This is a genomic window from Pseudoalteromonas fenneropenaei (genome assembly GCF_042643375.1).
In the GTDB taxonomy this organism is placed as follows: Bacteria; Pseudomonadota; Gammaproteobacteria; order Enterobacterales; family Alteromonadaceae; genus Pseudoalteromonas; species Pseudoalteromonas fenneropenaei.
In genome coordinates, this window is the sequence record NZ_JBHRSD010000031.1 from 40,752 (window position 1) to 53,249 (window position 12,498).

The window sequence follows — 12,498 nt, forward strand, 5'->3', positions numbered from 1 at the left end:
AGCAAAGTTCAAGCAATCCACACAAACAAAAACAAAGGCACCATGCGGTGCCTTTGTTATATCCATCTCAACAAGCCAATTATTTCAACTGTTGAATTAACCAATACAGGTCAGAGTGAATACCCGCTGCGGTCACTTCTTTACCTGCGCCCGGCCCTTGGATCACCAAAGGATTGTTTTGATACCACTGACTCCGGATCACAAAAATATTATCGCCCGGCGTGAGGTTCGCAAGCGCAGAGCCTGGCTCAACAAATGCGATACCGACTTTGGCGGTGAGTGTTGCACCGCTTTGTTGCAAGATACCGGTGTAACGCACTACTTTGCCTTGCGCAGCTGCTGCAGCGACCTGAGCGGTGTAAAACGTATCGAGCTCAGTGCGGTTGGCTAAAAAGTCCTGCCAACTCCCTGCAGCTAAACTGTCTGGCATAAGTGGGCTTAATTCAATGTCATCGAGATCTAAGGTTAGTCCTAAATCACGAGCTAAGATCAACAGCTTACGCTGCATGTCTCGACCGGATAGGTCTTCGCGTGGGTCGGGTTCTGTGTAACCCAACTGCTGTGCTTGTAGCACTAGTTCAGAAAACGTCTCACTTCCATCGTAGCGACTACACAACCAAGACAAGGTGCCTGAAAACACCCCTTCGACTTCAACTATCTTATCGCCGCTGTTTTGCAAATCGGCTAATGCAAAGTTGATCGGCAAACCGGCACCAACACTGGTGTTATAACGCCAATAGAGATTACGCTCTTGCAGTTTGCTGCGTAGTTGTTGATACCAGTCATTAGGCGCGGTACCTGCGTATTTATTAGCACTGATCAAATGGCAGTCAGCACTGACAAAATCGGGATAGAGCTGACTGAAGCTTTCGCTGGCGGTAATATCAATCACAACTTTATGCTCGTAATCTAATTCACCAATTCGCGCCAGTAAGTCAGCTTTAGTGTAACTGACCGCTTCGTTTTGCCATTGGCTTTGCCAATTCGATAAAGTTATGCCACTGGCAGCAAACAACATTTGATTGCTGCGCAGCAAACCTACCACTTTGATATCAAAACTTTGCTGCAAATGGGCGATTTGCTCTTGGCATTGGGCAACAAATACTTCACCCACATTACCCAGACCGGCAATGATCACCGCTAATTCTTGGCCTTTAGTGATAAGCCTGTCATGCAATACTGCCAACAAGTCGGCGTCAATCAGCTGGTCGGTTAAAAACAGTGCATACTCTTGCGCAATATGGCTAGCGCGTACCACCACTTCCTGAGTTTCCAACAGCTGCCGCGCTTGTTGATATAAGCTTGTCACTTCATTACTTGGCGCAACCACAGCACAACCATTGAGATTCGAACCCACCAAGTTGGCTCGCCCTTGTAGTTGATGCACTACTTGATGGGTGAAGGCCGCAGGCACCAATAAAAAGACCTCTGCCCCTTGGCTGAAATGATGAATACTGTGCTGAATAAGTTGGCTTAACTCGCGTACTTCACCCGCTTGTAATTGCTCTACTCGCACTAAGTCACAATTTTCTAAGGTCGTAATAAAACGCTTGGCTTTGCTGTAACCTTCTTTGACTACTTCGGTTGGACTGGCTTCTGGATCATAACTGCTACGCACCACTAGCTTAATTGCGGTGTTTTTCAATGGCGACAAGGTTTTTGCGTGGAGTACCGGATTGCCTAAACGAGCCAGCAAGTTAGCTTGACCACGACACACTTTAGGATACTTAATGGCACTGGCCACTTTACGCGGATCGGTGCTAAACACCCCTTGCGTATCTGTCCAAATTGACACCGCATCAGCACGGATGTAACTGGCAAGTAAAGTCGCACTGTAATCACTGCCGTTGCGACCTAGAGTAACAGTTTGACCTTCACTGTCTGCCGCGATAAACCCAGTCACGACATGAATATGTTCGCCATCAATAGCACTTAAACAGGCTTGCTGATTTTTTTGCTCTAACAACTGTCCTTGGTGCAAAGTAAACAAAGTACGCGCATCCCAATTGCGGGCTTGTACTCCAAGCGTATTGAGATAGGCAGCCAATAGTCGCGCCGACCACACTTCACCATGTGCCAGCAAAGTCGCTTCATGTAATTGCGCTTGCTGACTAGCAGAGGTAACGGTGCGTAATTCATCATCTAAAGTCGCTAGTAGTTCGCGCGCAGCCTCTCCTTGTAAGAGTTCGCTAATTAACTGACTTTGCTGAGCTTGCAGTTGCAGCACAATATCGTTAACAGCTTGTGCATCACCTTGCACGTGACTTTGCCATAGCTTTACCAACGTATTGGTGGTTTTCCCAGCCGCAGAGACCACAATACTGTCACCAGCAGAACACTGACTGAGAATGATATTTGCTACCGCCTGATAGCGCGAAGCCGAGCTTAAGCTTGACCCGCCAAATTTATGTACTGCTTTAGTCATCTTGTTACCATAATGCCGGAATAGCCGGCGCAAAACTTTGGCTGTTATCCGCTGATGCACTGGCTGCTGGCGCAGTCTCTTTCGCGGTAGTTGCTGATTTTACGACAGGTGTTACTTGGCCCGGTTTTACCCGTTCAAAAGCTTGTTGTAAATCATTCAATAAATCTTTCACATCTTCAATACCTACAGAGATGCGAATAAGGGTATCACCCACTCCTGCCGCTACTCTGGCACTGGCTTCCATCCCAGCATGGGTCATGGTCGCAGGATGACAGATCAAACTTTCCACCCCACCTAAAGATTCAGCCAAAGAAAAATGCGTTAAAGAGGTTAAGAATGCCGCAGCATCATTTAATCCGCCCTGAATATCAAAGCTCACCATGCCGCCAAAGCCTCGTTGTTGCTGTTTTGCCAGCTCATGTTGAGGGTGTGATGGCAGTCCTGGGTAGTAAACTTTTTTCACAAATGGTGACGCTTCGAGATACTGTGCAATCGCCAAGGCATTTTCCTGATGCTGCTTCAAACGTACGTTGAGTGTGCGTAAACCCCGTAACGTCAAGTAGCTATCAAACGGGGCGCCAGTAATACCAATATTGTTTGCCCACCAAGCCAACTCTTCACCTAATTCTTTTGACTTGGCTATCACCGCACCACCGACAACATCGGAATGGCCATTGATATATTTGGTCGTGGAGTGCACCACAATATCCACACCAAACTGCAGCGGATTTTGTAAGCCTGGTGATAAGAAAGTATTATCTGCGGCAAGCAGAGCGCCGCATTCTTTAGCCAATGTCACCATAGCTTTGATATCGGTTAAACGCAAAATAGGGTTGCTTGGTGTTTCAATCCAAATCAGCTTAGGTTTAGCTGCAATCACAGCCGCATAATTTTCTGGCTTGGTTAAGTCGACCACTTGTAAACGCAATAATCCACGCTTAGCTAACGAAGTAAACAAGCGATAACTGCCACCGTAGCAGTCATGCGGGATCACTAAAGTATCATCGTGACTCAGCAATTGTGTTACTAGGTGTACCGCTGCCATACCGGTTGCAGTGATGATCCCTTTAGCGCCGCCTTCTAGCTGCGCAAGCGTATCGGCAAGGATGTCGCGGTTGGGGTTACCACTGCGACCATAATCATACTGACGTTTGACATTAAAGTCGGCAAACGAGTAAGTTGTTGACAAATAGAGTGGCGGGACGACTGCACCGTGATGCTTGTCGGCCTCGATACCATTGCGCACGGTGATCGTGGCTTTGTTACACTGACTCATAATTACACCTAGATTTATGGATGTTTAGACGTCTAAAAGGTTAGACGATCAAATACCGGAAGTCAAAACATTTATACGCCTAAATGGCTAAATAACTAGTATTTGACTATCTTTTTTAAACCGATAAAATTTCGCCACTTATAGAAAGCTGCATGCTAATACGACTGAGTTTTTGCATCTTTGCAATGCTGGCTTTTCGCCACTGGCAAAGATGTTTTCAGACACTTAGGCAAGCGTTCTGGCTGGCGAAGTATTTCGCACCACAAACGGCGCAATCCAGTGTAGTACAAAGCACGAATGTAGTCGTATTGGCATTACCCAACACTGAGGCAATAAATAGTTATGGCAACTTGGAACGGCGAATATGTTCACCCATACGCAGAACACGGTAAAAAATCAGAACAAGTAAAAAAGATCACCGTGTCTATCCCTTTAAATGTTTTAAAGGTACTCACCGACGAGCGCACTCGTCGTCAGGTCAATAACTTGCGTCATGCCACCAACAGTGAATTATTATGCGAGGCGTTCTTACACGCCTTTACAGGTCAGCCGTTGCCAAGTGATGAAGATTTACGTAAAGATAATCCAGAAAAAGTACCCGCTGAAGTGCGTCGCATTATGACCGCAATGGGGCTTGAACTGCCTGTTATCGAAGATGACGAATAAACGCCTTGCGCAATAAATAAAAAAGCCCCGATGGTCGGGGCTTTTTTGTGTGAATTGCATGATGGCTTAGTCTGCCATGTAATTATCCGGCATTGGGATGCGCGCTACACCTGAATCAATTGCCGCCTGCGCAACTGCTTTGGCAATACGAGGTAACAAACGCGGGTCCATTGGCTTGGGAATAATGTACTCTTTACCAAACTCTAAGTGATCCACCTCAGCCGCTTTTAATACCTCAGCAGGTACTGGCTCTTTCGCAATACTACGAATCGCTTCTACCGCTGCAATCTTCATTGCATCGTTAATTGCACTGGCACGCACATCCAGTGCACCACGGAAAATAAACGGGAAGCACAAAACGTTATTCACTTGGTTTGGATAATCAGAGCGGCCTGTCGCCATGATCAAATCATTGCGCGCACCATGTGCGACTTCGGGACTGATCTCTGGATCTGGATTTGAACAAGCAAACACCACAGGATTCGCAGCCATTAGTTTTAAGTCATCCGCGGTCATTAAATCTGGACCAGATACACCAACAAACACATCCGCTTCGGCAATAACATCTTGTAGTGTGCGCTTGTCGGTATTGTTGGCAAATAGCTCTTTATATTCGTTTAGATCATCCCGACGGGTATGGATAACACCTTTGCGGTCAAGCATGTAGATATGTTCGCGCTGAGCGCCACATTTAATCAACAGCTCCATACAAGCGATGGCGGCGGCACCCGCACCCAAGCAAACTATAATCGCGTCATGGATGTCTTTACCTTGGATTTCAAGCGCGTTCAACATCCCCGCTGCGGTCACAATCGCGGTGCCGTGTTGGTCATCGTGGAAGACTGGGATATCACATAACTCAATCAGGGCTTTTTCAATCTCAAAGCACTCAGGGGCTTTAATATCTTCTAAATTAATACCGCCGAAGGTATCTGCGATATTCGCGACAGTATTGATAAAATCCGCTGTCGTTTTATGCTTCACTTCTATATCAATTGCATCCAAACCTGCAAAACGTTTAAACAGCAAGGCTTTACCTTCCATAACGGGTTTAGAAGCAAGCGGCCCTAAATTGCCTAAGCCGAGGATCGCCGTACCGTTACTTATCACAGCAACCATATTGCCTTTAGCAGTGTATTTATATGCCGTAGCGGGATCAGCGGCAATTTCACGCACTGGCTCTGCCACACCTGGGCTATACGCCAGAGCAAGATCTTTAACGGTTTCAGCGGGTTTAGTCAGCTCAACGCTGATTTTTCCTGGAACGGGGTACGCGTGGTAGTCCAACGCTTTTTGACGAAAATCTGTCATGACGCGATTTAATCCTGCAAGAGTTTAATGTGAGAGTGAAAGTCGTACTGCAATTCAGATTAGACATTTAGCCAGCCTGAGTTTTCACCATACCCTTTTTACAAATATATTCAAGCATAATCAGGTCTATCCTGTTGATCTCATTTTGCCGCATTTTCCCAGAATATAACTGATTTTTTACTCCAGTTACTTACTAGTATGCCTGCTCAATGGATGCTAAACAGCGCTGAAATGAACGCATTTTAACGACAATTATCTGCATAGTTCTCAGCATTTAACGCAACTCATCGCAACTCAGATTTTATTTTAAAATAACCACACATTTGCCGAAATTATCTATTTTTCACCGAACTTATCAACGTTTAAGATAATCAACTTGCTGTTGAATAATCCAGTGTGATGCATAAACATGACAAATTTTCGCTTTTCCGACCAAACTGCGTGTTACAAGAATAACCATACTTTAGCTTTAACCTTAGCCGTTAAAGCTCGTTCACACCAAAACTAGAACAACTATAGTGAATATAACGCGAGAAAATAGAGCTTAAGCTCTAATAGAAAATTCCCTACTATCCGTTGCAATTTGGTCTGCATTATTCGCATTATGAAGGGAGAAAAGTAGGCCTTAAAAAAGTGTCGCGAAAGCCTGCAGGGGGCAGTGAGAAATACACAGACACAAAAAAAGCGCCCTTAGGCGCCTTTTTGTCGAGTTCAATGCTAACGCATTGAAGACGATTACTTCTTGCTTGAGAAAGCACCGAAGCGTTTGTTAAAGCGATCAACACGGCCGCCTGTATCAACAATCTTCTGTTGACCAGTGTAGAACGGGTGACATGCATTACAAACGTCTAAGTGGATGTCTTTACATAGCGTTGAACGTAGTTCGAATTTGTTACCACATGAACAAGTTGCAGTGCTTGCTTGGTACTGTGGGTGAATACCTGCTTTCATAGGAACCTCTAAGTTAAGGCCGTATCGCTCTCCAAACCCGAAGCTTGGCACCATACGTAGTTAAACAAAATAATTGGTCGCGTATTTTAATGTAAGAACTGTACAAACGACAAGCAAAAAATGATCTTTTCTCATGTGTTCTACGCCTTTTCCTTACGGACTGGGTTTTTAGCTTGAGCTTTAGTAAAGTATGCGGGTTATCAGTCAAAACTGAAGTGCTATGAATATTGCCGAAATTGCTCTAAAAGTCCCTTTATCTCGTACCTTTGATTATCAGTTACCCGATGAACTGGTGTCACAAGTAGGCATAGGTAAACGGGTGTTGGTCTCTTTCGGCAATCGTAACTTAGTCGGCGTCATTGTGGGATATAAAAATAGCTCGGATGTGCCAGGAGACAAACTCAAGGCCATCTCAGCTGTACTCGACGACACAGCTATCCTAAACACTCGCCATCTTCAGTTTTTACGCTTTTGTAGTCAGTATTACTGTCATCCTCTTGGTGAAACCTTATTTACTGCTTTGCCTGCACCGTTACGTGAAGGCCAGCCGATAGACAAACTTGCCGTTAAGATGCTGCGTTTGCTTGAGCCAAGCGCCAAACTGCGTGGCAAAAAACAACAAGAATTACTCGATTATCTGAAAAGTAGCGGCACAACCAGCATTAATCATGTCCGTGCGTTAGGCTTTACGACAGCACAAATTAACGCTCTACTAGAAAAAGCCATTGCTGCGGAGTTTAGCGCAGAAGCGGCAGATTGGCGTGAGCAAACCATTGAGATTGCCGCTAAGCCGACTTTAAACCAAGAACAAGCGGCAGCCTGTGCTGCAATTAAATTATCTCGAGGTTTTCAAAGTTTTCTACTCGAAGGCATCACAGGCAGTGGTAAAACCGAAGTCTATTTACAGGCGCTAGAAGATATCTTACTGCTCGGCAAGCAAGCGCTAGTGCTAGTGCCGGAAATTGGCCTTACCCCACAAACGGTCAGCCGCTTTCGCCGTCGTTTTCCGGGCCTTGCCATCGAGCTGTGGCATTCCAATTTAACGGATAATGAAAGACTCCAAGTTTGGCGCCGAGTTGAGCAACAAAGCTGCGCGATAGTGATTGGTACACGTTCCAGTATCTTTTTACCCTTTGCCGAGCTTGGCATGATCATAGTAGATGAAGAGCATGATGCGTCATTTAAGCAACAAGACAGTCTGCGCTACCACGCTCGAGATTTAGCTGCGTATCGTGCTGCGCAAGGTAATTTCCCGTTACTCTTAGGCAGCGCCACACCTGCGCTCGAAACCTTACACAAAGCACTAACAGGCAAATATCAGTTACTTTCACTCACGCGCCGTGCAGAAACTAGTACTCATAATCAATTCTTGCTTATCGATATGAAAGCCCAGCAAGCACCACAAGGGTTTGCAGCTGCTACCTTAGTTCACATCGAACGTACCTTAGCACGCGGTAAGCAAGTCATGGTCTTTCTTAATCGCCGCGGTTTTGCCCCTACGTTAATTTGTCATCAATGTGGCTGGTTAAGTGCGTGCCACCGCTGTAGCACCAATGCTACTTACCATAAAGGTATTGCTCAGCTTATTTGTCATCACTGCGCGGAACAACAACCCGTGCCAAAACAGTGCCCAGATTGCGGCAGTACACAAATTATGCCAACGGGTTTTGGCACCGAGCAAATCGCTGAGTTTTTACAACAGCGATTTGCGACTACACCACTTACTCGTATCGACCGTGATAGCACTCGCAAAAAAGGCAGTTTTGAGCAGGCTTTGGAAGATATCCACCAAGGTGGGGCGCGACTTCTCGTTGGCACGCAAATGTTGGCAAAAGGACACCACTTCCCAGATGTTGCCCTTGTTGTCATCTTAGATGTGGATGCAGGGCTTTACTCCTGTGACTTTCGCGCTACCGAGCATCTCGCTCAGCTGATTGTGCAGGTTGCAGGCCGAGCGGGCCGCAGCGGCGAAGCAGGTATGGTACTATTGCAAACCCATTACCCTGAACACCCGTTATTACAAGATTTGGTCAATAATGGCTATCAGCATTTTGCCCGCTACGCCCTAACTGAGCGCCAAGAGGCGCACCTTCCCCCATACAATCATCTGGCACTGATCCGCGCAGAAGGACACAACCAAAATCAAGTCTTACAGTTTTTATCTGATCTGGTTCCTGTTCAGCCACTCTGTGGTATACAATTGCTCGGACCTTTACCTGCACCGATGGAACGAATTGCCGGTAAGTTCCGCTATCAGCTGCATTTACAAGCTGATGCACGCAATCTTTTGCATCATTATCTGGCCCAATTGGCTGATTATATTAATTCGCACCCTTTAGCGAACCGGATCCGTTGGAGTATTGACGTCGATCCTATGGATATGTTTTAACTGACATGGCACAACACGACTACATCAACAGACAACCGAGCAAAACGAAGCATAAGCAACCTGCGAAAAAGCCATTTCCTGGCATGTTAGTGGCTGTTGCGGTAAGCCTAGTTGGTGCATTTGGCTATGGCCTTTGGTATGTAAAACAGCATGCTGACCCAGCAGAGGTCAAACTCGCGCAAAATCCCACCCCAAAAACCGCTCCTGTAGTGGCAGAACCTAAGCAAGCATTGCCTCGCACTCCCGATTTCATCACTGAAATGAAAGAGCATGAGGTTAAGGTTGAAGTCAAAGAAATCGAGAAAGGTGGCCCATACGTAATGCAATGTGGTTCCTTCCGAACTTACGAACAAGCTGAAACCCTGAAGGCCAAAATAGCTTTTGCTGGCCTCATTTCCGAGATCCGCCGCGTTGAAGGCAAAAACGGCGTTTGGTACAAAGTACGCTTAGGCCCTTACGAAAGTAAACGCCAAGCTGAAAGCGACAAAAATAAGCTCAAACGCGTCAAAATCGTTAGCTGTGGGATCTGGGGCTGGACTTGATTTCTCGGGGCTTGACCCCATATTGTCATAAACTGTTCTTAACGGCGGCAATGATCCGCATCCTTAAGGAATACTATGACTACGATAGTGAGTGTTCGTCGCGACAATAAAGTTGTTATCGGCGGCGATGGTCAAGTTTCGCTTGGCAACACGGTAATGAAAGGCAATGCACGTAAGGTGCGTCGTCTCTACCATGGCAAAGTGCTGGCTGGTTTTGCTGGCGGCACAGCTGACGCTTTTACTCTCTTTGAACGCTTTGAAGCAAAACTAGAAATGCACCAAGGCCATTTAATGCGCGCTGCGGTAGAAATGGCTAAAGATTGGCGCACAGACCGTGCTTTACGTCGCTTAGAAGCGCTCCTAGCGGTTGCAGACGAAACCGCCTCACTTATCATTACCGGTAATGGCGATGTCCTACAACCAGAACATGACCTCATTGCCATTGGTAGTGGTGGTAACTTTGCGCAAGCTGCAGCGATTGCCATGTTAGAAAATACTGACCTCAGTGCCAAAGATATTGTTGAGAAAAGCCTCAAAATTGCCGCTGATATTTGCGTCTTTACCAATCACCACCAAACCATCGAAGAATTGTAATAGGAACGGCCATGACAGCAATGACGCCGCGTGAAATAGTTCACGAACTCGACCAACATATCATTGGTCAACATAAAGCCAAAAAAGCCGTTGCCATCGCCTTGCGTAACCGCTGGCGCCGCATGCAATTGGACGAAAGTTTACGTGCTGAAGTTACGCCTAAAAATATCCTAATGATAGGCCCAACTGGGGTAGGTAAAACTGAAATCGCACGCCGCTTAGCAAAACTCGCGAATGCGCCTTTTATCAAAGTGGAAGCCACCAAATTCACTGAAGTAGGCTATGTTGGCAAAGAAGTCGATAGTATTATCCGTGATTTGGTAGAGATCTCGGTCAAAATGACGAGAGAGCAACTTGCCACTAAGCATCGCTATCGCGCCGAAGAAGCCGCAGAAGAACGTATTCTTGATGCCTTATTACCACCTGCTAAAGATATTTATGGCCAAGTGCAAGCGAGCGATACGCAATCCACGACTCGCCAAACCTTCCGTAAAAAACTCCGTGAAGGTCAATTAGACGACAAAGAAATCGAAATAGATCTGGCTGAAAGTGCACCACAAGTTGAGATCATGGCACCACCTGGTATGGAAGAAATGACCAACCAGCTCCAAAGCATGTTCCAAAATTTTGGTGGCGATAAAAAGAAAAAGCGTAAACTGAAAATCAAAGAAGCGCTCAAGCTATTGATCGAAGAAGAATCTGCCCGCATGGTCAACCCAGAAGAAGTCAAAGAGCAAGCTATCTTTGCGGTTGAGCAAAACGGCATCGTATTCTTAGACGAAATCGATAAAATATGTAAGCGCGGTGATACCTCAGGCCCAGACGTTAGCCGTGAAGGCGTACAACGTGATTTACTACCGCTGATTGAAGGCTCAACCATCAGCACTAAGCATGGCATGGTCAAAACCGACCATATTTTATTTATTGCCTCGGGTGCATTCCAAATGGCCAAGCCGTCGGACCTTATTCCAGAATTACAAGGTCGTTTGCCTATCCGTGTAGAGTTAGAAGCACTGACCGCAAATGACTTTAAGCGTATCTTAACTGAGCCTCATGCTTCACTGACCGAGCAACAGCAAGCTTTGTTATTAACCGAGCAAGTTGAGATTGAATTTACTGAAGAAGCCATTGAACGTATTGCTCAGGCGGCATTCAAAGTGAATGAAAAAACCGAAAACATCGGTGCTCGCCGTCTGCATACCGTGATGGAAAAGCTAATGGAAGAGATTTCTTTTGATGCAGCAGATAAAACTGGTCAGAAGCTAGTCATTGATGCCGCTTACGTTGACAGCCACTTAGATATACTGGTTGAAGACGAAGATCTCAGTCGTTTTATTCTTTAATTTGTGCCAAAACGGGACTTAGGTCCCGTTTTATTTTTGTGAGTATGCTATGTATCTGGTCACTAAGCTCCATTACCACCAACGCAGTAAAGTCTTAGATATCCTATTTGACGATAACTGGCAGGCGTCATTAAGCTGCGAGTTTCTGCGCACCCATAGCCCCTCAGCGGAAGTACAAGGCCATCAACATCAACACGGCTTGAAACCCAGCAAGTTGGTCCTCGGCAAAGAGCAAGTTGCTATCACTCAATTAGAGCCTGTTGGTCACTATGCAGTCAGGTTAATCTTTGACGATGGCCATCAGACTGGTCTCTTTAGCTGGCAATATCTTCGCGCCCTCGCAGAGCAACAACCACAGTTATGGTCAGCTTATCAGGCACGAGTCACAGCCCACCATGAGACAAAAGACAACATTCCGATTAAGTTTATGCCTTAAGAAACTCACTGAAATTATACCCGCTGAACTGGTGGGTTAATTTCATCTGAAAGTCCGTGCGTCATTAACAAAATAGCGCTCGTGCAAGTACGAATTGTATTTCTTAATACCAGTTGCATTAATTAATCGACCAATCTTATCCAATGTCCTGAATGAAGCGCTTGAGTTGTTTTTGTTGGGACTCGGAAAGCTGACGCGTTCTTGCTGACCCAGGTTTATCTAGCCAGTATTCGAGGTAGTTAGAAACCCATGTATTGACACTACCTCTGGCGACTCCGAGGTTAATAGCTGTCTGGGTACGAGATTCACCTCGTTTGAAGTGGTACAAAGCCAAATAACGCATCCGCAGCTGTGCGCTTGAAGCCTGCTTTGCAAATGACTTGAAATCGTCGCTAGTATGCATATTAAAATCGGATAAGTTCGAATACGCTTATTAGATCAAATTTTTAAGTCGATTAGTATTACAGCTCTGAGCTGAATTTCTTGAACTTGATTTGCCTGAACCCATAAAGCGAAAAACCCGCACATTGAGCGGGTTTGCTGTGCAGGATGCACGAATGCCGTG

At 45.9% G+C, this 12,498-nt stretch carries 11 protein-coding genes; 6 read left to right on the forward strand and 5 right to left on the reverse strand.

What is annotated here, in order from left to right:
- Nucleotides 1-79: 79 nt before the first annotated feature.
- Nucleotides 80-2,425, reverse strand: coding sequence for a bifunctional aspartate kinase/homoserine dehydrogenase II (gene metL, locus ACFOEE_RS16630; RefSeq protein ID WP_377126849.1), 2,346 nt, complete (start codon nucleotides 2,423-2,425; stop codon nucleotides 80-82).
- 4 nt (nucleotides 2,426-2,429) lie between these two features.
- Nucleotides 2,430-3,701, reverse strand: coding sequence for a cystathionine gamma-synthase (gene metB / locus ACFOEE_RS16635; protein WP_377126852.1), 1,272 nt, complete (start codon nucleotides 3,699-3,701; stop codon nucleotides 2,430-2,432).
- Between the two features lie 342 nt (nucleotides 3,702-4,043).
- On the opposite strand from metB, the gene metJ reads away from it, so the two are divergent.
- Nucleotides 4,044-4,367: a met regulon transcriptional regulator MetJ gene (gene metJ, locus ACFOEE_RS16640; protein WP_377126855.1), complete on the forward strand. Its 324-nt coding sequence runs from the start codon at nucleotides 4,044-4,046 to the stop codon at nucleotides 4,365-4,367.
- 66 nt (nucleotides 4,368-4,433) lie between these two features.
- On the opposite strand, the gene ACFOEE_RS16645 is transcribed toward metJ, so the two are convergent.
- Nucleotides 4,434-5,678 (reverse strand): malic enzyme-like NAD(P)-binding protein, encoded by a 1,245-nt coding sequence (locus ACFOEE_RS16645; RefSeq protein ID WP_377126858.1) that lies wholly within the window; start codon nucleotides 5,676-5,678, stop codon nucleotides 4,434-4,436.
- A gap of 735 nt (nucleotides 5,679-6,413) precedes the next feature.
- Nucleotides 6,414-6,629, reverse strand: a complete 216-nt coding sequence (rpmE, locus tag ACFOEE_RS16650; RefSeq protein ID WP_377126861.1) for a 50S ribosomal protein L31 — start codon at nucleotides 6,627-6,629, stop codon at nucleotides 6,414-6,416.
- A gap of 220 nt (nucleotides 6,630-6,849) precedes the next feature.
- Between rpmE and priA the strand changes: the two genes are divergently transcribed.
- The 5 genes from priA (at nucleotide 6,850) to ACFOEE_RS16675 (ending at nucleotide 11,933) form a co-directional block, all read left to right on the forward strand.
- The gene (gene priA, locus ACFOEE_RS16655; RefSeq protein ID WP_377126864.1) at nucleotides 6,850-9,018 is read left to right on the forward strand and encodes a primosomal protein N'; all 2,169 of its coding nucleotides are present in this window, start codon (nucleotides 6,850-6,852) and stop codon (nucleotides 9,016-9,018) included.
- A 5-nt stretch (nucleotides 9,019-9,023) separates the two neighbouring features.
- The gene (locus tag ACFOEE_RS16660) at nucleotides 9,024-9,560 is read left to right on the forward strand and encodes an SPOR domain-containing protein (protein WP_377126867.1); all 537 of its coding nucleotides are present in this window, start codon (nucleotides 9,024-9,026) and stop codon (nucleotides 9,558-9,560) included.
- A 75-nt stretch (nucleotides 9,561-9,635) separates the two neighbouring features.
- A complete protein-coding gene (gene hslV / locus ACFOEE_RS16665) occupies nucleotides 9,636-10,154 on the forward strand; it encodes an ATP-dependent protease subunit HslV (RefSeq protein WP_377126869.1) in 519 nt (172 codons plus the stop codon).
- A gap of 11 nt (nucleotides 10,155-10,165) precedes the next feature.
- Nucleotides 10,166-11,497, forward strand: a complete 1,332-nt coding sequence (gene hslU / locus ACFOEE_RS16670) for an HslU--HslV peptidase ATPase subunit (protein WP_377126872.1) — start codon at nucleotides 10,166-10,168, stop codon at nucleotides 11,495-11,497.
- Nucleotides 11,498-11,546: 49 nt separating this feature from the next.
- Nucleotides 11,547-11,933: a gamma-butyrobetaine hydroxylase-like domain-containing protein gene (locus ACFOEE_RS16675; protein WP_377126875.1), complete on the forward strand. Its 387-nt coding sequence runs from the start codon at nucleotides 11,547-11,549 to the stop codon at nucleotides 11,931-11,933.
- A gap of 136 nt (nucleotides 11,934-12,069) precedes the next feature.
- On the opposite strand, the gene ACFOEE_RS16680 is transcribed toward ACFOEE_RS16675, so the two are convergent.
- Nucleotides 12,070-12,336 carry a helix-turn-helix domain-containing protein gene (locus tag ACFOEE_RS16680; RefSeq protein WP_377126878.1) on the reverse strand — a complete coding sequence of 89 codons (267 nt, stop codon included), beginning with the start codon at nucleotides 12,334-12,336 and terminating at the stop codon, nucleotides 12,070-12,072.
- Nucleotides 12,337-12,498 lie beyond the last annotated feature (162 nt).